This is a genomic window from Chryseobacterium urinae (assembly GCF_030518295.1).
Taxonomy (GTDB): domain Bacteria; phylum Bacteroidota; class Bacteroidia; order Flavobacteriales; family Weeksellaceae; genus Chryseobacterium; species Chryseobacterium mucoviscidosis.
In genome coordinates this window covers 20753-47101 of sequence record NZ_JAULSJ010000033.1, presented here as the reverse complement: position 1 = coordinate 47101, position 26349 = coordinate 20753, and the positions used below count along the sequence as shown (strand labels likewise).

General features: G+C 36.3%; 27 protein-coding genes and 1 tRNA gene. 16 read left to right on the top strand and 12 right to left on the bottom strand.

Annotated features, from left to right (window positions below):
* Window positions 1-247: 247 nt before the first annotated feature.
* The 11 genes from QWT87_RS17330 to QWT87_RS17280 all read left to right on the top strand — a co-directional run bounded on the left by QWT87_RS17330 (window position 248) and on the right by QWT87_RS17280 (window position 8814).
* A complete protein-coding gene (locus QWT87_RS17330; protein ID WP_302717544.1) occupies window positions 248-1123 on the top strand; it encodes a pirin family protein in 876 nt (291 codons plus the stop codon).
* 113 nt (window positions 1124-1236) lie between these two features.
* Window positions 1237-1821 (top strand): hypothetical protein, encoded by a 585-nt coding sequence (locus tag QWT87_RS17325; RefSeq protein ID WP_302717542.1) that lies wholly within the window; start codon window positions 1237-1239, stop codon window positions 1819-1821.
* Between the two features lie 75 nt (window positions 1822-1896).
* A complete protein-coding gene (locus QWT87_RS17320) occupies window positions 1897-2799 on the top strand; it encodes a pirin family protein (RefSeq protein ID WP_302717540.1) in 903 nt (300 codons plus the stop codon).
* A 19-nt stretch (window positions 2800-2818) separates the two neighbouring features.
* The gene (locus tag QWT87_RS17315) at window positions 2819-3352 is read left to right on the top strand and encodes an NADPH-dependent FMN reductase (RefSeq protein ID WP_288460391.1); all 534 of its coding nucleotides are present in this window, start codon (window positions 2819-2821) and stop codon (window positions 3350-3352) included.
* Entirely contained in the window at window positions 3352-3930 is a 579-nt protein-coding gene (locus tag QWT87_RS17310; protein ID WP_116098985.1) for a TMEM175 family protein, read from the top strand. The genes QWT87_RS17315 and QWT87_RS17310 overlap by 1 nt, the downstream gene beginning before the upstream one ends.
* A gap of 1 nt (window position 3931) precedes the next feature.
* Complete coding sequence (locus tag QWT87_RS17305) at window positions 3932-4150, top strand: (4Fe-4S)-binding protein (RefSeq protein ID WP_076395681.1); 219 nt, start codon at window positions 3932-3934, stop codon at window positions 4148-4150.
* Window positions 4150-4548 (top strand): OsmC family protein, encoded by a 399-nt coding sequence (locus QWT87_RS17300; RefSeq protein WP_116098983.1) that lies wholly within the window; start codon window positions 4150-4152, stop codon window positions 4546-4548. The genes QWT87_RS17305 and QWT87_RS17300 overlap by 1 nt, the downstream gene beginning before the upstream one ends.
* A 1-nt stretch (window position 4549) precedes the next feature.
* Window positions 4550-4849, top strand: coding sequence for a GNAT family N-acetyltransferase (locus QWT87_RS17295; protein ID WP_175608849.1), 300 nt, complete (start codon window positions 4550-4552; stop codon window positions 4847-4849).
* A 153-nt stretch (window positions 4850-5002) separates the two neighbouring features.
* Window positions 5003-6562 carry a sodium:solute symporter gene (locus QWT87_RS17290; protein WP_302717536.1) on the top strand — a complete coding sequence of 520 codons (1560 nt, stop codon included), beginning with the start codon at window positions 5003-5005 and terminating at the stop codon, window positions 6560-6562.
* Window positions 6563-6960: 398 nt separating this feature from the next.
* On the top strand, window positions 6961-7812 hold the full coding sequence (locus QWT87_RS17285) for a transketolase (protein ID WP_302717534.1): 852 nt from the start codon (window positions 6961-6963) through the stop codon (window positions 7810-7812).
* Between the two features lie 54 nt (window positions 7813-7866).
* Entirely contained in the window at window positions 7867-8814 is a 948-nt protein-coding gene (locus QWT87_RS17280) for a transketolase family protein (protein WP_087707565.1), read from the top strand.
* Window positions 8815-9027: 213 nt separating this feature from the next.
* On the opposite strand, the gene QWT87_RS17275 is transcribed toward QWT87_RS17280, so the two are convergent.
* From QWT87_RS17275 to QWT87_RS17255, 5 genes are all read right to left on the bottom strand, one after another.
* Window positions 9028-9441: a nuclear transport factor 2 family protein gene (locus QWT87_RS17275; RefSeq protein ID WP_302717532.1), complete on the bottom strand. Its 414-nt coding sequence runs from the start codon at window positions 9439-9441 to the stop codon at window positions 9028-9030.
* Between the two features lie 2 nt (window positions 9442-9443).
* Window positions 9444-9971: a TetR/AcrR family transcriptional regulator gene (locus tag QWT87_RS17270; RefSeq protein ID WP_302717530.1), complete on the bottom strand. Its 528-nt coding sequence runs from the start codon at window positions 9969-9971 to the stop codon at window positions 9444-9446.
* 160 nt (window positions 9972-10131) lie between these two features.
* Window positions 10132-10509 (bottom strand): hypothetical protein, encoded by a 378-nt coding sequence (locus QWT87_RS17265; RefSeq protein ID WP_302717528.1) that lies wholly within the window; start codon window positions 10507-10509, stop codon window positions 10132-10134.
* A 67-nt stretch (window positions 10510-10576) separates the two neighbouring features.
* Window positions 10577-11047: an Lrp/AsnC family transcriptional regulator gene (locus QWT87_RS17260; RefSeq protein WP_029298841.1), complete on the bottom strand. Its 471-nt coding sequence runs from the start codon at window positions 11045-11047 to the stop codon at window positions 10577-10579.
* A 134-nt stretch (window positions 11048-11181) separates the two neighbouring features.
* Window positions 11182-15978, bottom strand: coding sequence for a translocation/assembly module TamB (locus QWT87_RS17255; RefSeq protein ID WP_302717523.1), 4797 nt, complete (start codon window positions 15976-15978; stop codon window positions 11182-11184).
* A 4-nt stretch (window positions 15979-15982) separates the two neighbouring features.
* Between QWT87_RS17255 and tsaD the strand changes: the two genes are divergently transcribed.
* From tsaD to QWT87_RS17240, 3 genes are read left to right on the top strand one after another with little or no spacing between them, the layout of a single operon-like run.
* The gene (tsaD, locus tag QWT87_RS17250; RefSeq protein WP_302717522.1) at window positions 15983-16999 is read left to right on the top strand and encodes a tRNA (adenosine(37)-N6)-threonylcarbamoyltransferase complex transferase subunit TsaD; all 1017 of its coding nucleotides are present in this window, start codon (window positions 15983-15985) and stop codon (window positions 16997-16999) included.
* Complete coding sequence (locus QWT87_RS17245; RefSeq protein WP_185206526.1) at window positions 16996-17400, top strand: hypothetical protein; 405 nt, start codon at window positions 16996-16998, stop codon at window positions 17398-17400. Before tsaD ends, QWT87_RS17245 begins: the two co-directional genes overlap by 4 nt.
* Before the next feature lie 42 nt (window positions 17401-17442).
* Entirely contained in the window at window positions 17443-18138 is a 696-nt protein-coding gene (locus tag QWT87_RS17240) for an RsmE family RNA methyltransferase (RefSeq protein WP_302717520.1), read from the top strand.
* Here the strand turns inward: QWT87_RS17240 and QWT87_RS17235 are convergent.
* Both QWT87_RS17235 and QWT87_RS17230 read right to left on the bottom strand, forming a co-directional pair.
* Window positions 18135-18737 carry an XAC2610-related protein gene (locus QWT87_RS17235; RefSeq protein WP_302717518.1) on the bottom strand — a complete coding sequence of 201 codons (603 nt, stop codon included), beginning with the start codon at window positions 18735-18737 and terminating at the stop codon, window positions 18135-18137. The genes QWT87_RS17240 and QWT87_RS17235 overlap by 4 nt on opposite strands.
* Window positions 18734-19405, bottom strand: coding sequence for a TrmH family RNA methyltransferase (locus QWT87_RS17230; protein WP_116100087.1), 672 nt, complete (start codon window positions 19403-19405; stop codon window positions 18734-18736). The genes QWT87_RS17235 and QWT87_RS17230 overlap by 4 nt, the downstream gene beginning before the upstream one ends.
* Before the next feature lie 79 nt (window positions 19406-19484).
* Here QWT87_RS17230 and QWT87_RS17225 point away from each other — a divergent pair, with 79 nt between their 5' ends.
* Together QWT87_RS17225 and QWT87_RS17220 are read left to right on the top strand one after the other, a co-directional pair.
* A complete protein-coding gene (locus QWT87_RS17225) occupies window positions 19485-20498 on the top strand; it encodes an asparaginase (protein ID WP_185206534.1) in 1014 nt (337 codons plus the stop codon).
* Window positions 20499-20561: 63 nt separating this feature from the next.
* Window positions 20562-20648 (top strand) — tRNA-Ser (locus QWT87_RS17220).
* 198 nt (window positions 20649-20846) lie between these two features.
* On the opposite strand, the gene QWT87_RS17215 is transcribed toward QWT87_RS17220, so the two are convergent.
* The 5 genes from QWT87_RS17215 to QWT87_RS17195 all read right to left on the bottom strand — a co-directional run bounded on the left by QWT87_RS17215 (window position 20847) and on the right by QWT87_RS17195 (window position 25991).
* Complete coding sequence (locus QWT87_RS17215; protein WP_302717515.1) at window positions 20847-21239, bottom strand: hypothetical protein; 393 nt, start codon at window positions 21237-21239, stop codon at window positions 20847-20849.
* A 155-nt stretch (window positions 21240-21394) separates the two neighbouring features.
* Window positions 21395-22090, bottom strand: coding sequence for a hypothetical protein (locus tag QWT87_RS17210; protein WP_302717513.1), 696 nt, complete (start codon window positions 22088-22090; stop codon window positions 21395-21397).
* Window positions 22091-22311: 221 nt separating this feature from the next.
* The gene (locus tag QWT87_RS17205) at window positions 22312-23844 is read right to left on the bottom strand and encodes a M20/M25/M40 family metallo-hydrolase (protein ID WP_302717511.1); all 1533 of its coding nucleotides are present in this window, start codon (window positions 23842-23844) and stop codon (window positions 22312-22314) included.
* Between the two features lie 52 nt (window positions 23845-23896).
* Entirely contained in the window at window positions 23897-24223 is a 327-nt protein-coding gene (locus QWT87_RS17200; protein WP_302717509.1) for a hypothetical protein, read from the bottom strand.
* A gap of 43 nt (window positions 24224-24266) precedes the next feature.
* On the bottom strand, window positions 24267-25991 hold the full coding sequence (locus QWT87_RS17195; RefSeq protein WP_302717507.1) for a helix-turn-helix domain-containing protein: 1725 nt from the start codon (window positions 25989-25991) through the stop codon (window positions 24267-24269).
* Window positions 25992-26349 lie beyond the last annotated feature (358 nt).

Sequence of the window (26349 nt, the reverse complement as noted above, 5' to 3'; positions counted from 1 at the left end):
ATTGTGGAGAACATTATTCAACAGGAAATTACAGCTTTATTTCTGGAACCACCCCGTCAAAAATTTCTTCGAAATTTTCGCCACCCCTCCAAAGGAGTGGAATTTTTTAAATCCCAAATAAAAAACTGGAAAACATCCGCTCAGCGCAATCATCAATCATTAATCATCAATCAATCACCCTTATTAACACAGATCAATGTACAGGATTTTTGCTTAAGATACCTTTGCTTCATAATACAACCATATTATGGCAACTAAAAAAATAGAAAAGATAGTATCTCCGAAACCTGCGCATTTTGTGGGCGACGGTTTTAGGGTTCATAATTTTATTCCGGGCGTTCAGGGAATGAATATGAAAAGGATGGATCCGTTCATTATGCTCGATTACAATTCAAAATTTCACTTTAACGGAACAGATCAGCCTCGCGGAGTGGGCGTTCATCCGCACCGAGGTTTTGAGACTGTAACCATAGCGTATAAAGGAAAAGTGCAGCACCATGACAGCGCAGGAGGTGGCGGGATTATCGGTGAGGGCGATGTACAGTGGATGACTGCCGCAAAAGGTGTTCTTCACAAAGAATATCATGAAAAAGAATGGGCAAAAGATGGCGGAATTTTCCAGATGGTACAGCTTTGGGTAAACCTTCCGTCGGTTTATAAAATGAGCTGTCCGAAATATCAGGCAATTAAAAATTCGGATATGACAAAAGTGGATCTTGGAGAAAACGGACATATTGAAGTGATTGCCGGAGAATATCAAAATCAGAAAGGTCCCGCTTTTACCTTCAGTCCGGTTCACATGATGAATGCAAAACTGAAAAATGGTGGAAAAGCAGCATTCAGCTTTCCTGAAAATTTCAATACTGCTGCATTGGTGATAGAAGGAAGTATTGTCATTAATAATGAAGAAAAAACACCACTCAATCATCTCGTTTTGTTTCAAAATGAAGGAGAGGATTTCACTATAGAAGCAAAAGAAGACTCAATCGTTTTAATCATCAGCGGAATGCCTTTAAATGAGCCTATCTTTCCTCACGGACCTTTTGTAATGAATTCCAGAGAAGAAATTATGCAGGCTTTTGAAGATTTCAATTTAGGGAGATTCGGTTATCTTGCAGATTAATTTTAATTAAAAATCATCATCAAGCTGTTCTTTTTATTAATTTTATATATTTAGACGATGGTTCGGAAAATACCCGGATAATTTACTAATTATTTCAAGCCATTAAATAAAACATGGAAACTAATACGATTAAAGAACTGAGAAACAGAATAAACATTCCTTTACATTCAGCCCAAAAACTCCTGAAGAGAAACAATAATGATGTAGAATTAAGCATACAGGAATTTCATCGCAACAAAATTAATACGATATGCAGATTAACTGAATGTGATGATAAAACTGCAAAAAAATATTACCATATCTGTAAGCATGATGAAGAGAAAGCCATGAAAAAAATTCAGGAAAAAATCTTATATCTTACAGCAACACCAAATCAGCAAATTCATAAAATAGGATTTATATTATGGGCTGAAAACAGCAGTCTGGAAAAATATTACATCCCAACAGACAGGGGCATCTTTATTCAATCTAAAGATTTTGATTATGTAATTGACATTTTTAAAGCTGCCAATTCTGAAACGTTTGACATCACAAGTCATAACAGATATAAAAATGAAACGATGAGAAAAATTGTAAATCAGATCGCAAGATTACCTGTAGAAACAGCGGATGAAGAATTATTTTTACGAAATCTGATTAAATGGTTCAATTCCAAACTGAGATTCGCAGAAGAAATCGTAGTGTATGGGAATCTATAAACATTCAACTTGCAAAATCCTCATTTAAGAATTCAAAATTAAATTAAAAATTAATACAAATAAATCACGCACATCATGTCAAACATCGGACTTATTATAGAAGAAAAATCTGCGGACATCGGAAACTTTCTGGTCGGAAGATTATTGCCTTTCCGTGAAAAAAGAGCAGTCGGACCTTTCGTTTTTATCGATCATATGGGACCATCCGACTTAAAAGATTATCAGAATCTGGATGTTCCGCCGCATCCGCACATCGGGCTTTCAACATTAACGTATCTTCTGGAAGGATCTATTTTTCACAGAGACAGCATCGGAAGTGCTCTGGAAATAAAACCGGGAGCCGTAAACTGGATGACTGCCGGAAAAGGTGTGGTACACTCTGAAAGAACTCCGGAATACCTGCGGCATTCTGATAAAAGACTTCACGGATTCCAGATCTGGGTAGGACTTCCGAAACATCTGGAACAGTCTGAACCCACATTCCACCACATTGAAGCAGATGAAATTCCGGTTTGGGAGGAAGACGGAATTCAGTATAAATTAATTGCAGGAGAAGCTTTTGGAAAAAAATCGCCGGTTCCGGTTCACAGCAAGCTGTTTTATATTGAAATTAAAACCAAAGAGGCAAAAAAGATCAGCATTGGGAAAGATCTTTACGGAGAAGCTGCCATGTACGTTCTGGACGGAACTGTTTCTACTGACGGAAATTCTTACGGATCTAAACAACTGATGATTGCCAAAAACACCCAACTCTGCGAATTTGACATGAGCGAAAACGGAACGGTTTATCTTTTCGGTGGCGAACCATTTGAAGAAGAGCGGTTTATATTCTGGAATTTTGTAAATTCCGAAAAAGAACTGATCGATCAGGCAAAAGTGAACTGGCACGACCAGAACCACGATGCTTTTCCTTTGGTTCCTGGAGATGAAAATGAATATGTCCCGCTTCCAAAAGCTATTTTAAACAGAAAACCGTAACAATTTAAAATCATACTTGATGAAAATATTAGCATTTGCAGGAAGTACGTCTTCCACTTCCATCAACAGGGAACTTGTAAAATTCGTTCTAAAAGATTTTCAGGATGAAGAAATCAATCTGATTGATCTGAATGATTTTGATATGCCTGTTTTTTCCGTAGACCGTGAAAAGAAAGGTTTTCCGGAAGAAGCACACCATTTTCTGAAAGCGATAGAAGAATGCGACGTGATTATCTGTTCGCTTGCGGAACACAACAGATCTTACAGTGCTGCTTTTAAAAACGTTTTCGACTGGGCTTCAAGAATCAACGTGAAGGTTTTTCAGGAAAAACCGATGTTTCTGATGTCCACTTCTCCGGGAGGTTACGGCGGCGGAAATGTGATGAATACAGCAAAAATATTTTTCCCGAATTTCGGAGCGGATATCAAAGAAACTTTTTCGCTTCCTAAATTTTATGAAAATTTTGATCTGGAAAGCGGCGTTATCAACCCTGAAATGCTGAAAGAGCTGAACAGTAAAGTGGAAAATTTCAAAAATACGATCCGCAAATAATGACCAAAGGAAGATTAGAAGCCTTCAGTGATGGGGTTCTTGCGATCATCATCACGATTATGGTATTGGAACTGAAAGTTCCGGAAGGAAATGACTGGCAAAGCCTTAAACCGCTTATTCCTAAATTTCTGGCGTATATTTTCAGCTTTCTGTATGTAGGAATTTACTGGAACAATCATCATCACCTTTTTCAGACAGTGAAAAAAGTAAATGGAAAAGTTCTCTGGGCAAACCTCCATCTGCTGTTCTGGCTTTCATTAATGCCTTTTGCAACGGAATGGATCGGAGAAACACATTTTGCCAAAAATCCGGTAGCCACTTACGGATTCGGACTGGGACTTTGTGCGATTGCCTATACGATTCTGGAAAATGCCATCATAAAATCCGAAGGGGAAAGCTCTAAGCTGAAACAGGCCATTGCTTCCCGTTTTAAGGAAAACGCATCCATAGTGCTTTATGTTTCAGGAATTATTGTTTCATTTATTTATCCTTATATTGCTGTAGCACTATATTATACGGTTGCTTTGCTCTGGCTGATTCCGGACAGACGAATAGAAAAAACTTTAAACGAAAATTGATATGGAAACACACGAATATGTAAACGGAGAGATTACCGTGCTCTGGCAACCCAAAAAGTGCATCCACGCCGCCGTTTGTGTAAAAACACTTCCGAAAGTGTATAACCCGAAAGAAAGACCGTGGCTGAAACCTGAAAATGCAACCGCAGAAGAACTTAAAAACCAAATCGACCTGTGTCCTTCAGGAGCACTGAGTTATCAATTCAATACCAAAAAATAATGGCAATCACAGTAAAAGCAAGTCTGGGAACAGAAAAATACTACACCGAAGTTGTTGCGGGAGAAAACACGCTGATTACAGATGAACCCGTAGACAAAGGCGGCGGAAATAAAGGCTTCAATCCTTTTGAAATTCTTGCCACTTCCCTAGCAAGCTGCACAGCGGCAACCTTGAGAATGTACATCGACCGAAAAGAATGGAGCGTAGAAAAAATAAACGTTGAAGTGGAACTGGAAAATTTTCCTTTAACGAAAAGAGCCATTTTCAAAAGAGACATCAGCTTTGAAGGCACAAATCTTGATGATGAACAACTGAAAAGACTTCATGCCATAGCGGATGCGTGTCCGATTCATAAAATTCTTACAAACGATATAGAAATACTAACCAAATTTTCATAATATGATTGAAGTAAAACAAACCAACGATCCGAAACACGGAAATTTTGAAGCATTCATAGACGGAAACCATGCAGGATTAATGACATACACCTGGGCTGGAGAAGAAAGATTCATCATCGATCACACCGAAGTTGAAGAAGCATACAACGGAAAAGGCGTTGGGAAAGAAATGCTTCTTGCAGCAGTAGATTTTGCAAGAAAGAACGGAAAAACAATTATTCCGCTTTGTCCTTTTGCCAAGGCTACTTTCCAGAAGCATGAAGAACTTCAGGATGTTCTGGTAAATAAGACTCAGGCTTAGTTTTAGGCTAAGGTTGACGTTAAGTTTGAGCTTCTGAGTTCTCGGCCTTAACTTCAACATTACATATAAAACCTTCCGGAAATATATCCTGAAGGTTTTTTCTTTTTAGGCAGAACAGAAAAAAACTATATTTGCTAAAATTTAAATTAAAGCATGAATTCCGGAACTGTTCTTTTGCTGTTTGTTTTTGTCTATTTCATCGGACTTTTGGTTATTTCTTATTTTACAAGCCGAAATTCTGATAATCAGTCGTTTTTTATCGGGAATAAAAAAAGTAAATGGTGGCTCGTTGCTTTCGGAATGATCGGAACCAGCTTAAGCGGAGTAACATTTATTTCCGTTCCCGGAACAGTCGGAAAAATGACCGGAAGTGAATACATCTACGGCGGATTCGAATATTATATGATGGTGATCGGCTTTTTCATCGGATATTTTATTGTTGCCGCAATTCTTCTTCCGCTGTATTACAAAATGAACCTCACCTCGATTTATACGTATTTAGGCAAAAGATTCAATGTCGAAGCGCATAAGATCGGCTCTATATTTTTTATTATTTCAAGGGCAATTGGTGCAACGGCAAGGTTATATTTAGTGGTCAACGTTCTTCAGATTTTTCTTCTAGAAGGTTTGGGCGTTCCTTTCTGGGTTACCGCTTTAGTTCTCCTTTTAATGGTGCTTTTATATACGTTTGAAGGCGGTGTAAAAACAATTGTGATTACCGATACTTTGCAGACGTCATTCATGATTATCAGTCTCATTGCGTGTATCGTTTATATTTTATCGCATTTAAATTTATCATTAGGCGAAGCGTATACTATTTTAGAGCAGAAAAATTATACTCACTTCATCAATTTTGATCCGAATTCTAAAACATTTTTTCTGAAAACGATTTTAGGGGGAATTTTCATTACAATTGCAATGACAGGACTGGATCAGGAAATGATGCAGAAAAATATCTCTGTGGATAATCTTAAAAATTCAAAGAAAAATATGCTCACTTTCGCAGGAACACTGCTTTTTGTGAATCTGGCATTCCTGTTTTTAGGAGGTCTTCTTTATCTTTTTGCTTTGCAGAACGGTGCAGAATATGGAAAAATAGACGGAGAATCCGTTACCAACATCTTCGGGTTCAAAGATTCTGCGGGTAACATTAAAAATATCATGGGAGACGATCTGTTTCCCGCTTTATCGCTTCAGGGACATTTCCCGATGATTATTTCCGTTATTTTCATTATCGGATTAATTTCCGCTCTATTTCCTTCTGCGGATGGCGCTTTAACTGCTGTTACAAGTTCATATTGCGTAGATCTTTTGAATCTTAATGAAGATAAAAACAAAACGGAGAAAGAGAAAAAACAACTTCGTATGAAGGTTCATTTAACGTTTACGATCATTTTCTTTATTCTGATCATGGTCTTTAAAGCTTTGAATGACAAATCGATTGTTTACCTCATCATGGAGATTGCAGGATATACTTACGGACCGCTTTTAGGACTTTTCGCCTTCGGAATTTTCACAAAGTTTCAGATTTCAAGGAAATATTCAATTTTGGCGGTAACGATTTTAGCTCCGGTTGCAACGTATATCATCAACTATCTGGTAACAACATATACGGATTACAGAATCGGGGTAGAATTAATTGTTCTGAACGGGTTACTAACTTTCATTGGACTGTGGATCGTAAGACATAAATCTTATCTGAAGATTGTTTAGAAATAATCAATGTCTTAAACCTGTTGAAACAAATTAAAAAATAATTTTCAGACGAATACAGTTCTTTTTGTGGTTAGTAAAAAGTGCAGTATATATAATTATTAAACGCAAAGAAACCTTGTTGTTTTTTTTGAGAAGTTGAGCAAAGATATTTCCGTCAGAGACGGATGATGAAGCGTTCGCTTAATGACAGATGAAATCTGCTTCACTTTGCTTATCTTAAAATATTAACTCTGAAAATAAAGACTTTGCGTTTGAAACTTAAATTTAGAATTCTATTAAAAACTTTAAACAGACTTCTTTTTAAATAATAAAAATCCGCACTTTTCAGCGCGGATTTTTCCATTTCCGTAAGCCATTAAAAAATTGTAAATTCGCATACAAATAAATCTTATATAATGAGTAAAAGTATTGAAGAGTTAAAATCTCTTACTACACAAATCAGAAGAGACATTTTAAGAATGGTTCATGCTGTAAATTCCGGTCACCCGGGAGGAAGTTTAGGTTGTACTGAATATTTCACAGCCCTTTACGGAAAGGTAATGAACTATCATCTTCCTTTCACGATGGAAGGTAAAAATGAAGATCATTTCTATCTTTCTAACGGACATATTTCTCCGGTATTCTATTCTACTTTGGCAAGATTCGGATTTTTTCCGGTTCAGGAGCTTAGTACATTCAGAAAATTAGATTCAAGATTACAGGGTCACCCGACGACTCACGAAGGTCTTCCGGGCGTAAGAGTAGCTTCAGGTTCTTTAGGACAGGGGCTTTCTGTAGCTTTGGGTGTTGCTCAGGGTAAAAAACTGGACGGAGACAGCTCTTTGGTTTACTCTCTTCATGGCGATGGCGAATTGCAGGAAGGTCAGGTTTGGGAAGCATTTATGTATGCAGCAGCCAAAAAAGTAGACAATATTATTTCTACCATCGATTATAACGGACAACAGATCGACGGAAGTACGGATAACGTACTTTCTTTAGGAAATCTTCATGCAAAACTGGAAGCCTTCGGATGGGCAGTTCTGGAAGAGAAAAACGGTAACGACCTTGAGGCGGTAATTGCCATTCTTGAAAAAGCAAAAACAGAAACCGGAAAAGAAAAACCGGTAGCCATTATTCTTCATACAGAAATGGGTTACGGTGTAGATTATATGATGGGAACTCACGCTTGGCACGGAAAAGCTCCGAATGATGAACAACTGGAAACAGCATTCAAACAGTTATACTTAGAGGCTCCGGCTGATTATTAATTATTAGTAATGAGTAATTGGTAATAAGTAATCTTAATTAATGATTAGAAAAAAATGAAATTTACATATACAGAAAAAAAAGATACACGTTCAGGATTCGGAGCCGGATTGGCTGAACTTGCAGATAAAAATCCTAATGTTGTGGCGCTTTGTGCAGACCTTATCGGTTCTTTGAAGATGGAAAAATTCATTGAAAAGGCTCCTGAAAGATTTTTTCAGGTAGGTATTGCAGAAGCGAATATGATGGGTCTTGCAGCCGGTCTGAGCATTACAGGAAAAATTCCTTTTACGGGAACTTTCGCTAACTTTTCCACTTCAAGAGTGTACGACCAGATTCGTCAGTCTATTGCCTATTCCAATAAAAATGTAAAAATCTGTGCTTCTCACGCGGGTCTTACTTTGGGTGAAGACGGTGCAACACACCAGGTTTTGGAAGACATCGGAATGATGAAAATGCTTCCGGGAATGACGGTGATTAATCCTTGTGATTACAACCAGACAAAAGCAGCTACTTTAGCGATTGCTGATTTTGAAGGTCCTGTTTATTTAAGATTCGGAAGACCTGTAGTTCCGGTTTTCATTCCGGAAGATATGCCTTTCGAGATCGGAAAAGGGATTATGCTTCAGGAAGGAACGGATGTAACGATTGTTGCAACCGGTCATTTGGTTTGGGAATCTTTGCTTGCTGCAGATGAGCTTGAAAAAGAAGGTATTTCCTGTGAAGTGATCAATATCCACACGATTAAACCTTTGGACGAAGAAATCATCTTAAAATCTGTTGAAAAGACAGGAAAAATCGTAACGGCTGAAGAACACAACTACATCGGTGGTCTGGGAGAATCTGTTGCGGGAATGTTGGCAAGAAAAAGACCGACAAGACAGGAATTTGTAGCAGTGAACGATACTTTCGGAGAATCTGCAACGCCTGCTGAACTGATGAAGAAATATAAAATTGATTCTACTGCCGTGAAAGAAGCGGTGAAAAGAATTTTAGATAAATAATTCTTTTAAAAATAAATAAAAAAGCATCCTTTTTGGATGCTTTTTCGTTTGTTAATATCTTCGCAAGGGAGCGAAGCCTTATCGTAATCCATACATTTTAAGGCAGAAGGATTTTCATCTTCGATAAAACTGATTGAGTAAAATCTAATTTTCTTACCTTAAAAGCAGAGTCAAAATTTAAAGAACTTTACTTCTTGCAAAATTCCAAGAAAATTATTTTAGCTTTCTATCTTCTTCTTTTATCGCTAAATCATTAATGCTTGCAAATCTTTTTCTCATCAAACCATTTTCGTCAAATTCCCAGTTTTCGTTTCCGTAAGCCCGGAACCAGTTTCCTTCTTTATTCTGATATTCATACTCGAAACGTACAGCAATACGGTTATCTGTATGCGCCCAATATTCTTTTTTCAGTTTATAATTAAATTCTTTCTGCCATTTGCTGCTGAGGAATTTTACAATTTCTTCTCTGCCATTTACAAATTGATCTCTGTTTCTCCATTCACTGTCTAAAGTGTAGGCTTTGGAAACTCTTTTAGGATCCTGACTGTTCCATGCATCTTCTGCAAGCTGAATTTTTTCAAGGGCTGTCTCTAAAGTGAACGGTGGAAGTGGGTGTTTCTGTTCCATTTTTAATGTATTAGATTGTTAACTATTTTTTTTGATTTTTCTATTAATTCATTTGATCTGAAAACCTGACTTTCGACAATTGAGCTTTCAAAAAGCAAATAGACATGATCAGAAAGATCTGCATCTTCCAGTAATGATGAAAAATGATCTCTCAAATCCTGTTTATGACTTTGTATAACAGACAGTATTTTTAGGTTATCCGTCGGTATCTCAGATAAAATATTAAGAAAACTGCATCCTCTGAAATTTTCTTTCCGATTCATTTCTACTAAAAAGTCAAAAGAAGCGATCAGTTTTGATTTTACATCTTTTTCCCCCGATACAAATTTATTGAGTTCACCAAACCAATATTCATGTCTTACGTTCAGAAATTCTACACACAAATCTTCTTTCGATTTAAAATACTGATAAAAACTTGCCTTTGCCACTTTTGCTTCGGCAATAATCTGATTTATTCCCGTGGAATTATATCCTTGTTTAGCAAACAGTTCAAACGTGGTTTCTATGATTCTTTCTTTAGGTAATAACATTCTTTTGTTTTTGATAAGTCAAAGGTAATACAAAATTTTAAAAACAGACAGACTGTTCTGTCTATAATTGTGATAAAGATTTATCTATCACAAAAAAGAAGCCTTTTACATCCATAAAAAAAGCGGACAAAGCCCGCTCTCAATTTATTACATTGTTAAATTACCTAAAAAACTTCCATTTCGGAATTATCGCCAACATCCCAAAACCTGTAAAAAGGAAAAGATTGGTAACGTCGGTATATAAAAATGTGGAAAGGTAATAGTTGTGCATAAAGAAATGCAAAACCAGCAAGGCAGGAAAGGCAAAGATGCCTATTTTTCTGTAAAAAAATATCAACACAATACTTATAACCATTAAGGCATCAATCGCAAAAATAGTGTAAGCATACCAAGCCGGGATATTAAGGGTTTCGTGTTGCAAATATTCATCAAGATCGATCCCGAATCCCATAACCGTAAATAAGAGCAATGCTGCAAGAGCAAGGATTAAACCCCACCCTTTCTTCGGATCTTCGTCAAAATAGCTGTATTCTTCCATAACTACAAAAATAAAGAACTTATGAGAGATTTCATAAGTTCTTTTATATAATTCGTTTAAAATTTGATTATACAGAGATCGCGTTAATCAGTCTGTTTTTATCACTTAAGTATTCTTCCATAGAAATCATACTTTCTGTTCTCATTACATCCTGAATATCATCGATTTGATAGATGATTCTCTTTGCGTCGTCTGTATTCTTAGCTCTCACTTTGCAGAAAATGTTATATTTTCCGGAAATTACACTCGCTTCAATTACGTTTGGAATAGTAGATAGTTCTTTCAGAACTTCCTGAGTTCTGTTGGATTTGGTTAATAAGATTCCGATAAAAGCAGTGAAGTGATAGTCTAACTTTCCGTAATCTATATTAAGAGATGATCCCAAAATAATACCTGCATCCTCCATCTTTTTCACTCTTACGTGAATTGTACCCGCAGAAACATCCATCTGCTTAGCAATTTCTGTAAAAGGCATTCTTGTGTTCTCTACTAAGAAATCAAGAATTTTCTTGTCTATTTCGTCCAGTTGATAGTTCATATTAGTTAAATTACAATTTCTTTAAAAAATCTACATATTTTTTGCAAATTTATAAAAAATAAATTAACAAAAAAAATTATAACAAAGATTAACAATAATTAACACATATGACAAAAATCATTAAAATATTCTGATTATTTACTACCTGATTTTACAGAATCTGTTTTTATTTCAGTTTGCTCAGCCGTTTGTTTTTTATCTTTTTTCTTCTTTTTAAATATAGAATTAAAACTCTTAGACCAAACAATACCCGCTCCATACGCTTGGTTCGCTGTTCCGTTTGATCCTGCTCCGTTCACCATTCCGATATTGGAAGGCTTGGAATATCCTCTTAATAAAAGGCTTCCGTCGTTCTTCTTGGAAATATCATATTCTATCGTTCCTTCTCCGGAAAGATAATTAACGTCTGTATTTTCAGTTTTCGTAAGCGGAATCCCCAGTCCTGTCTTTACTTTAACTCTTGGAGAAAGTGCAAAACTAACTCCTGCATTCGCTCTGTCTCCTACATTGGAATACTGGTCTCCTTTTACGTAATTCAGGTCGATCTGGAATTCGCTGCTCATCGTATTCAATACAGATCCCAATTGTTTCAGCAATAAATTATACCCTTGATTTTGTGCTACATCTCCCACATTTACATTCACTCCTCCTGTCTCTGAAACATTAAAGGTACTCAACAATAAGACTGATCCAAACTGAAGTACTTTTTCTCCTTCCTGACTCATTTTTGCCGCCAAAGTTTCTTTAATCTGGCTGGAAACATCCAAAGCAGTTACGTTAAGATCAATTTTAGGATCAATCAGCGATTGGGTAATATTTGCCTGAAGCAGAACACTGATCGGCTGAAGACTTCCCATATTAAGATATTCTCCGGCATTGGAAACCATTCTTACATAGTTCGCTGTGATGTCTAAAGCAGGTTTCATTGCATCTCCGTCCCATCGGATGCTACTTCCCTTCTCGATCTGGAAGGTTTTATTAAGAATCGCTTTAGAAACAAAAGTTCCGTTGTCTACTTTATAGGCTCCGTTCATGGCAATATTTCCCTGTCGGCTCATCTGGAAACGAAGTTTTTCCGCTGCTCCTTTTACCATGATATTTCCTACCCCATCTCCAATAAGAACATTTACGGTGGTTCCTTTATCTACATCCAAAGCAAAATCAATATTCATATTCGCTCCGGATTTTTTCTTTTCATCCAAAGTAACCAGACCGTCTTTTCCTTCTTTTAAAAATTTCAGCATTTTGAATTCTTCAACGTTGGAGGTAGAACCCGAGTTGAAAGTAAATGTACTTCCGCTTAAAGCTTTCATATTAGGCGTGGAAATACTCAACCCAGAAACAGGTCCGTCTACATAAAGATCACCCTGTCCGTAAACTCTCCCCCAGAATAAATCCAGATCTTTCTGTGTGGTATTAAGCATTAATAAATTATCGGCTCTCATTACGAGGTTGACTCCCATCGATGAGAGGGTTTCAAACTGTATCGCTCCGGAAATATTCCCTTTAGAATTGGTTCTTCCGTCATGCACCTCAACGCTGTTCAGAATCGCCAAACCTTTGGTTAAAGGAATTACAGTATCATCAAAAGAATAATCTACACCGGTAAACAAAAGTTTTAACCCGAATCCCTTAAGCGCAATATCGCCGCTGTAATCCAGATTGCTGAATTTTCCTGAAATTTTAAGATCTCCGGTTGCTTTCCCTCTCAGATTTCCAAAAACTGAAGTCACGAACTGCTGCGCAAAAGCAACATCAAAATCACGCATTTCTGCGGTAAGATCAATAGTTGGAGAAGCTGTATTGTTGTTTACCGTTCCTGTTACATGAAGGCTGTTATTGCCTATAATTCCTGCGGAATTTACTTTGATATCTACATCGTATACATTCAGGGAATAACTGTTGGTAGCAGAAATGGTAATATCCCCCATATCATTCCCATTCATCATGATATCATCAATCGTCATATCCACCAAAGGCTGCAATGTGTTTTTATCCATTTTAATCTTCACACTTCCGTTTGCAAGACCTTTAATGTTCATAGAATTTCCTCCGGCCTGCATATCCAGCAGCTTTTCGATGGCAAAATTATCCACTTCTGCATCTACATAAAAATCCTTTGCCGACTTAAACTGGGCATCTTTAATAAACAATGCACTGTTGTCTGAAAAAATCCTGAGATTCTGAATATCAAAATCGCCTTCTTTTTTACGGTAGGTAATGGAATGGTTGAGTTCCGGACTGGTATCTATTGCCCACGTTACGTCATTAAACTTCACCTCAGTAGGCTCGAACCTGAACACAAAATCTCCTCCTGCGTTGGTAGACTGGTTAACGTTGATGGCATATTCTTTAAGATTATCATCCAGCTCATCTTCCGGACTTCCGTGCTTAAATTTCGTTGCCAGATGAAGAATGGTATTGTTCTCGTTTCTTCCACTTAAGGTAATATCTTTAAGAACATTTTTATTGTACAGAACCCTGTTGATTTTAGCATAAATCTGCTCATTGAGATTTGCCGTATTAATTCTTACCATGACGCTGTCTACCATCGCGCTGTCTCTGGTAATATTATCTCTTTCGTTGATCTGATAATCAGGATTTGCAGCAGCCAGAGCTTTATCCGCTTCTGTAATCTCCTGAGTTTTCGTCATGATATATTTCAGTGAAGCCGCATCTACATTCAGAATCAGGTTATTGGAATTTCCGTCGTACTGTCCTTCCACTTTTGCGCCCTGCGGAATTTTAAGATCCGGCAAGAAATAGCTTACCAAACCTTGCTGCACATCAAAATTCATGGCAAAAGTCTGTCCTCTGTACATTTTTCTCGGTGCAGGACCCACAAGAATTTTATTGAGTCCGTTTTCCACCATTCCGGCAAGATCTCCTAAATTATATCTTCCTGAAATTTTTCCGTTAACAGCTCCCGGGGCATCCACATCAATTACACGACCTCCGTTTTCCACAAAAGTTTTCAGCTTTGCATTCGGAATGGAATATTTCTGAGTTGCCGTTGCAAAATTAATTCCGCTGGCTTCCACATCCAGTGTTAAATCGTTGATGGACGACATTGCCATTTTACCATTTACCTTCCCGCTTACAATCTGGTTTCCGGGTTTGTTGGTAAAATAATTCATGTTCAGATAATTAACATCCGCATTCACATTCATCGAAATTCTTGAAGTGCTGAAATCAATTAATCCTTTTATGGTTGCTTTTGCCTGTTCATCATTCACGGTGATGAGTCCGTTGTATTTCTTATGATCCAATAATCCGTCGAGATACAGATTATTGATCTCCTTATTCATAATTTCGATGCTCGAAATCTGGGATTTCGTTGTCAGTTTCATTGTATTCACATCGAAACTCTGTCCGTTGATATTGAACTTCCCAGAAATTAATCCTACCGATTTGTTTTTTGTAATCACGGAAGTATTAAGATCTTTCACTTCGGCTATTCCGGCATATTTCGGCATTGAAGAGCTGTATTCCGTTAAAGAAAAATTCGTGATTTTTGCCTGCCCGATTCCCGTCATAAGATTTCCGTTGGAAACATAGACACGGTTAGGACTTACACTTGCGGTTCCGTTGTATTTTAATTTTCCGAAATCATCTGCAAAGTTTTTCATTTTTTTAGCGATAAATGAAGGCATCATCGCTTTGAGATCTTTATAGGTGAAATCAGCGGAAAGATCGTTGGTTTCAATTAAAAAATTACCTTTAAGCAATTTATTGACCTTCATTTTTTTAGTGGCAATATTCACATCAGGATTTCGAATGAGAAAATTATCCAGCTTAAAATCATTCAGCGGACCTGTCATTTTTCCTGAAACATTGAAAGGTTTAAAATTATCCCAGTTCGTTACAAAATAACTGATATCGTAACCGCTTAACTGGCTTCCCAGTTTTAGGTTCATGTCCCATTTTACTTTGTCTGCAAAATCTGCCCACGAACCGTCATCATGAAGGTTGAATTTAATATCTACCTGTAAAAGCGAGTGATCTGTGTTTAAAGTAAGGTCTTTCAGGAAAAGATATTCCGGCGTCATGGAAAGCTCGGTAGAAAAAGTATCCACAAAATGAGATTTCCCCCATCTTGTTGTGGTGAAAGACATATTATTGATTGATCCTGAAATATTTCTTCCGTTTACTTTTACATTCGGGGCAATCAGGTTAAAGTTGGTTGCGGTTAACCATTTTCCTTTTTCACCCGGAGAATTCAGATTGACGATGGAAACTTTAGAATCCAGAATCTGCAATCGGGAATCGAGCTGAAACGGAGGTTTATTGGGATCTCTTTTTTTACCGCTGTCGAATAGTTGTGTAAAACGGATAAAGTTTGAAATACTGTCGCCTTTATAGGTTATCACTTTTACATCCGCATTCTTTAAAGTAAGTGAATTGAAGCTTAAAGAATTATTTTTGGTAATATTGGAGGCTAAAGAAAGCCAGTTGGAATTGGCAATAAATTCTTTGGACTGGATAAAATCATATCCTTTATAATCTTTGATCTTTAATCCTTTGATTTTTACATTTCCGAAAAAATTCACCTCAACACTTTCGGTTGACATCTGTGCTTTAAAGTCGCGATTAACAATTTGTAACGCCTGATCTGCAGCCCATTGTTTTGTGGAAGGAAGATTAATAATTACAAAAATGGCTGCCACCAAAGCTAAACCCAGCCAAAAGAGAATCAATAGAAGTTTTGCCCACCATGAATAACTGGTAACGTCTTTTACCGCTTGTTTTCCAAATTCTTCAGCCGTCTCAATGGGATGATTAATAGCATCTGAAGCAAGTTCAGACGCTTCCTTAACTGTTTCTTTTACAACACCTTCTGCATTTTCAACAGCTTTCTGTACCTGATTACCTAAGTTACCAGCTACTGATTTTTTGTTCTCATTCTCGTTATTATTCTCTAACTTTGCCATTATTATGAGCGACTCTATAATTTTAGGTATTGAATCGTCCTGCGACGATACATCAGCAGCTATCATCAAGGGAAATTCTATTCTTTCGAATATTGCAGCGAATCAGGCGATCCATAAAGAATATGGCGGTGTGGTTCCTGAGCTGGCTTCGCGTGCGCATCAGCAAAATATTATCCCCGTTGTTGAAAAATCCTTAACAAAAGCAAATATACAACAAAATGCAATTTCTGCGATAGGATTTACACGCGGACCGGGACTTTTAGGTTCTCTTCTTGTGGGAACTTCATTTGCTAAGTCTTTGGCAATGAGTTTAGATATTCCGCTTATCGAGGTAAACCATCTCCAGGCGCACATTTTAGCCCATTTCATCGAGGATGCAAATCCTGTGCCGCCAAAGTTCCCTTTTTTGTGTCTTACGGTGAGCGGAGGACACACGATGATTGTTCTGGTGAAAGATTATTTCGACATGGAAATTATCGGGAAAACCATTGATGATGCCGCAGGAGAAGCATTTGATAAAATTGGGAAAATATTTGATCTCGATTATCCGGCAGGTCCTATTATAGACAGACTGGCTAAAGAAGGAAATCCGGATGCTTTTACCTTCAATAAACCTAAACTGGAAAATTACGATTATTCGTTCAGCGGAATTAAGACTTCGGTGCTGTATTTTATTCAGAAAGAGGTAAAAAAAGATCCCGATTTTATTAAAAATAACATGAATGATCTTTGTGCTTCGGTACAGAAAACGATTATTGAAATTCTAATGAACAAACTGGAAAAGGTAGCGAAAGATTTAAACATTAATGAAGTGGCGATTGCGGGAGGAGTTTCGGCAAATTCGGCTTTGAGAACGGCGATGCAGGACAATCATGAAAAACTGGGCTGGAATATTTACATTCCGAAATTTGAATATACAACGGATAACGCGGCGATGATTGCGATGGTTGCTCAGTTAAAATTTGAGCGTGGAGAATTTACTGATCTGAGAACTTCAGCAACGGCAAAATACGATTTATGAAAATACTGTTAGAGGAAAAAATACTTGGCAAACATTCTAAGAAGAATTCAAAATATTACTGGATCTTAGAAACGGTGACGGGTAAGAATGAAGCATCGGAGGATTTCGCCGATTATTTTCCGGCAAGTTCAGAAACGGGATATGTTCAGAATATTAAGGAAGAAATTATTGAACAGATCAATGCAGAAAATGTTTTCAGTTTTGAATATGAACCGAAAGAAGGAGATTATTTATCCATCAAAAATAATTTACGAAAAAATGAATATCTGAATTTGATTTTCTTGAACAATAAATGGATTGAGGAAATTTACACCTGTTCTTACCGAGATTGTGAAGGCGATATTTATACAACGATAAAAACAGGAGTGGCATTTTTAAGCGAAAATGAAACTTACTTTTAATAATTAGTTAGAAAAATTCAGGCAGATTCTAAATATTTAAATATGAAACTTTTTTACGGCGAAATTGAGGGAAATGCGGTAACGATTAACGATGAAGAACAACAACACATTGTAAAAGTTCTTCGGATGAAAAACGGTGAAGCCATTCATGTAACAGACGGAAAAGGAAACCTTGCTTCCGGAAAACTGATGATTGAAGGTAAAAAAGCCCATATTGAAGTGGATGAGATTAAAAATAATCTTCCTGATTTCAGTCCGAAACTTCATATTGCAATTGCTCCGACGAAAAATATTGACCGCATTGAATTCTTCGTTGAAAAAGCGGTGGAGATGGGAATTTCAGAAATTACTTTTCTTCAGACAGAAAAAACTGAACGGAAAAATATCAATCTGGATAAAATTAAAAAACAGGCAATTGCCGCATCCAAACAGAGTTTGAGATTTCATTTCCCCATAATTAATGATGTAATGAAGATTCAGGATTTTCTTAAAAATATTGATCCCGAACATACGTTTGTTGCGCATTGCCATGAGAATCTGGAGCGCGCTGAACTTAAAAACATCCCCCATTTTGAGTCGATTACTTTTTTGATAGGTCCGGAAGGAGACTTTTCTGAAAAAGAGATTTCTTTTTTAGCTGAAAATAATATCAAAGCAGTTTCTTTGGGAAATCAGAGACTGAGAACAGAAACCGCTGGAATTTTTGTTGCCGCGTGGAATTATAATCAGATGATTTAGAAACCATTATCTTCACCTTCCTGATAATGCGTCATGGTTAGCTTTTTATGCTTCCACTCATATACTTTATAGTAATAGTTTACCGGACCGACATGATAAGTCGATGTAATTGTTTTATTTTTTTTATCAACTACAGGATTAACGATCGTATCCATTGGCTTGTAATAATCGTACTTTTTAGTTTTGTTATTGTACAGCCAGAAACTTGATGAAGACCAGTAATTTCCCACCTGATTTATTACTTCCAAATCCTTAAATCCGTCAAAATTTACATCCTGACTTACATTAAAATAAGCTTCAGATTCATTTAAAACAGAAACCGTATCAAAAATAATTCTCTGATGAAGTTTCTTCTGATGAAAAATATCAATTGATTTAAAATTGATTCCATCATTAATATTCTGTCTTCCTTTTAATATATAAGAATATCCGTTTCCTGTTAAGGTTTTTGCAAAGGAAACCGTTGTGGTATCTTCAGGTTCTTTTTCAATGAGATTTTGTGAAAAAGTATCAACAGCAATTTTAGCTTGAGGTATATTATCAGTCTTTTTATTGCAGCCTATCACTATCAGAACTATGAAAAGCACCGTTAATCTCATAATTCAAGACCATTATCTTTTAAATATTTATCAAAAATCTGCTGTCCGCTTCTGATGGAGTTTACTGCCCAACGGATTTTCATCCTCAGGAGTTTTTCTTCATTCAGTTTATAATCGATATCAGATTTTAATAATTTCTGCTTCAGTTCATACATACAAATAGAAGCTGCTACGGAAACATTAAAACTTCGGGTAAAACCATACATCGGAATTGCCAGCGTTTCGTCGGCAAAATCCAGAATTTCCTGAGAAACGCCTTCCATTTCAGTTCCGAAAACCAAAGCAATGGGTTCTGTAATTTCGTATTCGGGCAGCATTTTGGCATTATTTTCCAGAGAAACTGCAACAATTTTATAGCCTCTGTCTTTTATATTCTGAAAAGATTCCATGCTTCTCGGCATTTTTTCCACTTCCACCCATGTATCTGCGCCTTTTGTAACGCGAAGATTGGGTTCAAAACTGTATTCTTCCTGCAAAGCCACCACTTTATGAAAACCGCACGCTTCCACAGAACGTACAATTGCGGCTGCATTCCTGAACTGATAGACATCTTCCACCACCGGAAGAATAAAATCTGAACTTTCCGGCGCAAAATGCTCTATCTTCTGTAATCTTTCTTCCGTTAAAAACTGCTTTAAATACTCAAAAGTTTGCTGTAAATCTTTCATTCATTTTCAAATCTTTGCAAATTAACGTAAATTTGAGGAATCCTGCGAATGGAGGATCAAAATCTAAGAAAAGTCCTGTATGAAAAGAAAAGTCCTGTTGATTTATACCGGTGGAACGATCGGAATGGAAAAAGATTATGAAAGCGGAAGTCTCCGTGCATTTGATTTCGGAAATATTTTTGAAAAAATGCCAGAAATGAAGCTGATGGAATGCGAAGTTTTTGTACATCCTTTTGAAAAACCGCTGGATTCTTCCGACATGGGACCTGAAGAATGGAAAATTATTGCTCATTATATTCAGAAAAATTATCATCAGTTCGACGGATTTTTAATTCTACACGGAACAGACACGATGTCTTACACCGCTTCTGCATTGAGTTTTATGCTGAAAGGGCTGAAAAAACCGGTTATTTTAACGGGTTCACAACTACCGATCGGGGATTTACGGACCGACGCGAAAGAAAATCTTCTCACGAGTCTGTATTATGCAAGTCTGTATGAAAATGACGAAGCGGTTATTCAGGAAGTGGCGATTTATTTTGAATATAAACTGTTGAGAGGAAACCGCACTTTGAAATATTCTGCGGAGTATTTTGATGCCTATGCAAGTCCAAACTACCCTATTCTCGGGCAATCCGGAGTACATTTAAATATTATCAAAGATAATCTTTACCGCTGTAATCCTGATACAGAATTTCATGTAGACGATTATATTTCGGAAGATGTTATTTTCTGGAGAATTTTTCCGGGGATGAACCTGAATCACTTTAAAGAAATCCCGACCATGAAGGTTCTTATTCTTCAGGTTTTTGGTTCGGGAACCATTTTCAGCAGCGAAAAAACGGTGGAAACTTTGCAGCAGATCCGAGATAACGGGACTGAAATCGTGGTGGTAAGTCAGTGTATTTCAGGCGGAATCTCATTTGGAAAGTATGAAAACAGCAATATTTTTTCAAGAATCGGAGCCATCAGCGGAACGGATATTACGGCGGAAAGTGCGATTACCAAAGCAATGCATTTAATAGACAACCCGAATTACACAGGAAACTTCGCAGAAAACTTCTCCCAAAGCCTTTGTGGAGAAATTTCCTGATAAAATTGCATTTTGAGTTTGCAGATTCCGGAAAATAGTCTATTTTTGCAATCTCAAATACAAAGAGAGGTGTCCGAGTGGTTGAAGGAGCTACCCTGGAAAGGTAGTATACGGGTAACTGTATCGAGGGTTCGAATCCCTTCCTCTCTGCAATATAAAAAGTCTTAGGTTTTACCTGAGACTTTTTTATTTTTTCAAGTTTATGGTTTTAGTATGATACTTCTTTTTAACGCGAAGAGCGCGAAGATTTTCTTTTAAAAACTTACTGGATATTTTTAAGTTCGCAAAGGCGTTCTACTCAGCAAAGAACTCAAAGGTTTTTCAATGACGACAAATTGCGGACAATCATTAAAATTTTGAACATAGATAATCTAACAAACTTTCACCGATGGAATCCGGAACAATATCATTTTCAATACCAAAACCATTACCTGATTTTATTAAAATACCATTTCGATAATCTGCATAACTTTCTAAAGCCATCGTTTTTTCTTCGCACTTAAATTTATATTTTTCAAGTGAAACGATACCACTTTTTTTAATAGTTCCTTTTTTTGTTTTCACAATTTTATCGGTTCTCACAATTTTTAACCAAGTTTCAATGTAATCTGTATGATTTCGTTTTTTATAATCCTTTACATAGTACTCGCTGTTATCCATGTCGTTTCCTACGTATTCCCATTCGGTCTGTGCATAAGAAAATAAGGGAATAAAAAGAAGAATGAAGAGTAGTTTTTTCATAGTTTAGTTTTTTTTCAAATATAGGAAAAAGAAAAAATCAAATTTTACGTGAAATCATAAAAAAATCCCAGTTTTTCAACCGGGATTTTCTGTTTGAAAAAGTACCAACTAATTTCAAACTACAATTTAGCTATATGAATGTTTTGGTGTTTTGGTTAATTGCACATCGTTAAAAACTGATGGCTCATCTGTACTTTGAATCTCGCGTCTGATTTCAGCTTAGAATAGATCATGCTTTCAAAAGCCTGTACTTCTTTTAATTTCTGATCAATATATTCTGCGATCTGAACAACGGAAAACAGAAACTCTCTGTATACCGCAATATTTACCGTTTGTCCGTGAACCGGAAGATAGGCTTTCAGAAAAGGAATTGTCGCCTGATGCTGATTGTAGTTTACACAGTATCCCGCTCCTTCACGCGAAGTGATGATCTCAAAATCATTGATAAAATCCAGCACACTTTTATCTTCCTTATTGTTATTTTTCGACAAGTATCTGTTGATTTTATCCAAAATATGCTGTGCATATTCCATCATCGTAACGGTTTTCCATTCGAACTGATGATTGATTTTTTTTGAATTTCTGGCAGGCTTTCCGTTTTCACAGGTTGTACAGAAAGAAATCCCGATTTTGTCGTAATAAGGAAAAAAGCAGTCTTTAATCTGTATGGAAGCATCTGCCTGAAGTCTGTCGTTGGCAAAGTTGTAATACAGATAAGGGCTGTACAGATCCGAAAGTGCTTTCAGATAGTCGGTTTCGCTTGTATTCTTATATTCTTCAAACCATTTTTCAAGGTTGTCGTAATAGGTATTTTCAAACTCTTTAAAACTTAGATATAATGGCAGTTCCATAGCTTCGTAATTTTGATAAGACAAAGCTATTGCTGTAATGCGACAAAACTCGACGTGTTATTTTTTAGTTTTGAAATTTTTTTGAATTGATGATTTTGGATTGATGTTATAAAGCGAATATGATCTAAAATATTTCCACTGATTCGCGCTCAGGAAAACATTGCAAATGCCAATTGCCTGAAATTTAATTGTAAAATTCATCATTCATCATTCATCATTCATCATTTATCATAATTCGTCATAATGAATTCAAAATAATGAATCATCTTCATATAATTTTCGATGCTGAGATATTCATTGGTGCTGTGAATGCTCTGTTGCTCAGAATTATTGATTTTAACAGGCATAAATCTGTAAATGTTTTTGCTTACCATCTGATATTTGTAGGCATCCGTTCCGCCCAGTGTAAGATACGGCGTTACAATAGCTGCCGGATAAAGCTGTTTTACTCCTTGTTCAATTAGCTGATACGCTTTTGTATTGCTTGATGAAACTGCAGAAGCTTCTCTGGTATTGTCAATTTCTTCCACTTCCACCTCAAAACCTTCGGTTGCTTTGGCAATATGCGCTTTTACATCTTTTACGGTATTTCCAGGAAGCAGCCTGAAATTAACCACAAATTCCACTTCAGGAGAAAGTACATTGGTTCCGTCACTTCCTTTCATCATGGTAAGTGCCGTTGTCGTACGAACTAAAGCATTGGTAGAATTATTTTTGGTAAGCTGAGAAAGAAGAAGCGGTTTCAAAAGCCATTGATTGGAGATTGCCATTCTGCTCGGGAAAGACATGGAACTTCCTATATTATCAAAAAACTGTTGGATTAAAGGGGTAATTACCGGTTTCATCTGATCGTCTTCCAGTCGCTGCATAATAACGGCAGCTTTTCCGATCGCACTTTCCATAGGCGGTGTCGACGAATGTCCGCCTAAACCTTTCACTTTTATTTTGGCAGAAAGAAAACCTTTTTCGGCACAGCCGATTACCGCTACATCCGAATCGATTCCGGAAATGCTTCCTTTTTCTAAAATTAACCCGCCTTCATCATAAACAGCATCAAACTGTATGTTTTTTTTCTTAAAATAAGAGGCAATCTGTGTTGCTCCCTTCTTCCCTCCTACTTCTTCATCGAATCCGAAAGCCAGATAGATATCGCGTTTCGGCGTATGTTTATTTTTAATTAAATTATTCATGGATTCCATCAGAGAAAAGAGCATTCCTTTCATGTCAATTGCTCCGCGTCCGTAAATTCTTCCATTGGCAACGGCTCCTGAAAACGGAGCAAAATCCCAGTCTTCAGCAACTTTTGTAATGGCTGGAAAAGGTTTATCATTGGGTCTGAAAACATTTTCTGCTGTATTTTTCACCTCCGCATCTCCGGGAGGAACCACATCAATATGGGACAGAAACATAATGGGAGCGAGACCTGGATTGCTTCCTTTCAGCCTGAAAACCAGACCATAAGTATTCACCTCAACATATTCTGTATTTTTATAAACTTCAGGATATGCTTTTTTCAGATATTCTTTAAATGTTACAAAAGGAGAATAATCGAAATCCCCTAATTCTCCGGTGGAAACGGTTGGGATCTTTAATCCGTCGGAAAAACGTTTAACAACCGAATCGTTCTTTACAAATTTCCATACTCCGGAATCTGCCTGATCTGTTTTTTTGAAAGGATAGGTGAATGTTCTGATTAAAACAAAGGCAATGAGAATGATGATAATACTCAAAAAGACTAAAAGAAACTTCTTCATGATTATTAATTTTATATAAATATAATGAAGATTTTACTTCTAAAATAGCGTTTCAGTTTAAAACTTTCAGTTTTTTCAGGTACATATCATAAAAGATTTTGCGGCGGTCTTTTTTGTAAAGCATAAAATACGTAACATTTTTATTTTTTACGATTGAGTCTCCGGTATCAATTAACGTGATGATATTCAAATCATCTAAATATATCTTTTTGTAATCTGAAGTTTTGACCAAATAAGCATGACTCATATAATCATATTTATCATACACTACAATTCCATTAAAATGCTGTTCAAAATATTTGTATTTAGAAAAATTGGGATCTAAGATTTGTTTTAAAATACCAAAACAGAAAACTGCCCCCAAAGAATCCCAGTACAATTTGAGTGAAATTTTGTTTCAGGAATTTCATAAAAACAATGCATTAATCTTCTCTGTTATTCTCCAGCTCCTCCTTTCTCTTTTTAATGAAATCTGTCGGGCGAATTCCGTTGATTTCGTAAAAAAGATCTGAAAAATTCTGTCGGGAAGCGATTCCGCATTCTTTTGCGAGGGTTTCGATGCTGTACTTTAAGTATTTTTTATCCTCAAAAAGCAGATTGGTGATGTAATTGATTCTGAGTTCGCTTAAATATTTATTGAAATTCGCTTTTTTATATTCATTAATAACCTGAGAAAGATAGTTGGAATTAGTACCCAGTTGGGCGGCTAATTTGCTAATTGTTAATCCTTTTTGTGTAAACCCCTTTTTATCTTCAAACGTTTTAAGCTTTTTCAGAAGTTCTTCTACCTTATTTTCTGTAATCGTAAGCTTTTTTTCTTCGATCTGCGGAAGAAGTTCTTTGGTTTCGGGCTTCTCTTCTTTCTGATGGTTTGCCGTGAACTTCTCTTCCACCAAAATATATTTTTTCTGAATTTCTTTGGATTTTTTATGCCTTCGCGTCAGCAGAACAACCAGACCGATTGCCCAGATAATTAATACAATGATAATAATAGTCCCGAGATAATTTATTTTCTGAAGTTTATTTTTTTCGTCCAGTAAAGTATCGGTATCGTAATCTTTATGAATTTTCGGGGAGAGATAAATAAAATCTCTAGACATAATACTGTCTGCCCGAAGCAACTGGCTTGTGTAATAGAGCTGGTTCTTCTCGTTTTTCTCTTTTTTGGAATAATCGATCAGGATTTCATAATTTTCCCTCAGTTCCGGAAGGATAAACTGATGTTTCTGAAAAATGGAATCTATCTTTTTAAAATAAATAATAGATTGTTTGGTCTTTTTAAGATCGGAATAAGTTTTCCCGATGTAGAAATAACTTACCGAAAGCCTTGCAAAATCGCGGCTTTCTCTGATCACGGGCAGAGACTGATTAAAGTCTTCTAATGCTTCCTTGAATTGATTTCTCTTGTATTCGGAAATTCCTTTCGACAAAAGGAAATAACCTTTTTCCAGAGCATATTCTGGATTATCTCCTACCTCAGAAAGTCCGGTCTGTATACCAGCATCCACTTCTTTATACTTTCCAAGATGCCTGTTGCAGATAATAAGCTGATGAAGACTGTTGAGATAGCCTTTTTTATTGTTATAAATTTCATTAGGATGAAGTTTGGTAATGGATTTCGCCTTTTCTCTGTAATAAACAAGGCATTTCGTAAAGACCTGTGAAGCATCTTCGTAATAGCCGAGATAGCTTTTTACCACTCCGATATGATACAAATTCTGATATTTCAAATATTCATTTCTGGTATTTCTTGAATATTTATAAGCCTCAAGATATTCGTTAAGAGCAAGTTGAAACTTTTTATAATGGTAATAATAAATAACGCCTTTATCAATATGGGCAACAATTTTAAGATCATCCTCATTGGTCTGGTTGGCTGCCCAGATCATGCTGTCTGCATACTTCAGTTTATTTTCATTTAAAGAAGAAAAAAATACCGCATCTTTATATCCCTGAACCAGTTTTTCGTAATTCTTTTCCTTTTTTGCCAAATTGAGATATGGCTTTATAAAAGGAAATGCCTTCATGTCATTTTCCGGAAAATCTTCATACTTCAACCTGAGTTTATAATATTCGCTGTATCCTTCCTGCGAGAAGAATAAATTAACAATTCCGATAAAAAGAATAAAAAATAGATTTTTTTTCACCCCTGTTTAATAATCCTATGTGTAAACTTCGTCAAAAGTACAGAAAATAGATCATTTTTTATCAAAGATTATTGAATTAAAATGTGGTATAGAATTATTTCTACTTTACAAATATATCAATTGAAAATCAACCAATTAAATAATAAGTACAGAAATATTCCGCTGTCTCAATTTATGAATAATGACCGCAATTGTTTTTTTATTTCACCACAAGGTTATAATTTCGAAACCGGAAATCAAAACAATAGAAAAAAATTAATTAAAGCCGTTTTATATACTATTGAATAGAAAAGAAGCCCTAAAAAAGCACATGCAGATAAATTTTGAAAGCTAATAAAAAAACATGATTCTATTCATA

Coding starts and splice junctions, on each gene's coding strand:
- QWT87_RS17330 (WP_302717544.1), top strand. CDS start 248: ATGGCAACTAAAAAAATAGAAAAGATAGTATCTCCGAAACCTGCGCAT.
- QWT87_RS17325 (WP_302717542.1), top strand. CDS start 1,237: ATGGAAACTAATACGATTAAAGAACTGAGAAACAGAATAAACATTCCT.
- QWT87_RS17320 (WP_302717540.1), top strand. CDS start 1,897: ATGTCAAACATCGGACTTATTATAGAAGAAAAATCTGCGGACATCGGA.
- QWT87_RS17315 (WP_288460391.1), top strand. CDS start 2,819: ATGAAAATATTAGCATTTGCAGGAAGTACGTCTTCCACTTCCATCAAC.
- QWT87_RS17310 (WP_116098985.1), top strand. CDS start 3,352: ATGACCAAAGGAAGATTAGAAGCCTTCAGTGATGGGGTTCTTGCGATC.
- QWT87_RS17305 (WP_076395681.1), top strand. CDS start 3,932: ATGGAAACACACGAATATGTAAACGGAGAGATTACCGTGCTCTGGCAA.
- QWT87_RS17300 (WP_116098983.1), top strand. CDS start 4,150: ATGGCAATCACAGTAAAAGCAAGTCTGGGAACAGAAAAATACTACACC.
- QWT87_RS17295 (WP_175608849.1), top strand. CDS start 4,550: ATGATTGAAGTAAAACAAACCAACGATCCGAAACACGGAAATTTTGAA.
- QWT87_RS17290 (WP_302717536.1), top strand. CDS start 5,003: ATGAATTCCGGAACTGTTCTTTTGCTGTTTGTTTTTGTCTATTTCATC.
- QWT87_RS17285 (WP_302717534.1), top strand. CDS start 6,961: ATGAGTAAAAGTATTGAAGAGTTAAAATCTCTTACTACACAAATCAGA.
- QWT87_RS17280 (WP_087707565.1), top strand. CDS start 7,867: ATGAAATTTACATATACAGAAAAAAAAGATACACGTTCAGGATTCGGA.
- QWT87_RS17275 (WP_302717532.1), bottom strand. CDS start 9,441: ATGGAACAGAAACACCCACTTCCACCGTTCACTTTAGAGACAGCCCTT.
- QWT87_RS17270 (WP_302717530.1), bottom strand. CDS start 9,971: ATGTTATTACCTAAAGAAAGAATCATAGAAACCACGTTTGAACTGTTT.
- QWT87_RS17265 (WP_302717528.1), bottom strand. CDS start 10,509: ATGGAAGAATACAGCTATTTTGACGAAGATCCGAAGAAAGGGTGGGGT.
- QWT87_RS17260 (WP_029298841.1), bottom strand. CDS start 11,047: ATGAACTATCAACTGGACGAAATAGACAAGAAAATTCTTGATTTCTTA.
- QWT87_RS17255 (WP_302717523.1), bottom strand. CDS start 15,978: ATGGCAAAGTTAGAGAATAATAACGAGAATGAGAACAAAAAATCAGTA.
- tsaD (WP_302717522.1), top strand. CDS start 15,983: ATGAGCGACTCTATAATTTTAGGTATTGAATCGTCCTGCGACGATACA.
- QWT87_RS17245 (WP_185206526.1), top strand. CDS start 16,996: ATGAAAATACTGTTAGAGGAAAAAATACTTGGCAAACATTCTAAGAAG.
- QWT87_RS17240 (WP_302717520.1), top strand. CDS start 17,443: ATGAAACTTTTTTACGGCGAAATTGAGGGAAATGCGGTAACGATTAAC.
- QWT87_RS17235 (WP_302717518.1), bottom strand. CDS start 18,737: ATGAGATTAACGGTGCTTTTCATAGTTCTGATAGTGATAGGCTGCAAT.
- QWT87_RS17230 (WP_116100087.1), bottom strand. CDS start 19,405: ATGAAAGATTTACAGCAAACTTTTGAGTATTTAAAGCAGTTTTTAACG.
- QWT87_RS17225 (WP_185206534.1), top strand. CDS start 19,485: ATGAAAAGAAAAGTCCTGTTGATTTATACCGGTGGAACGATCGGAATG.
- QWT87_RS17215 (WP_302717515.1), bottom strand. CDS start 21,239: ATGAAAAAACTACTCTTCATTCTTCTTTTTATTCCCTTATTTTCTTAT.
- QWT87_RS17210 (WP_302717513.1), bottom strand. CDS start 22,090: ATGGAACTGCCATTATATCTAAGTTTTAAAGAGTTTGAAAATACCTAT.
- QWT87_RS17205 (WP_302717511.1), bottom strand. CDS start 23,844: ATGAAGAAGTTTCTTTTAGTCTTTTTGAGTATTATCATCATTCTCATT.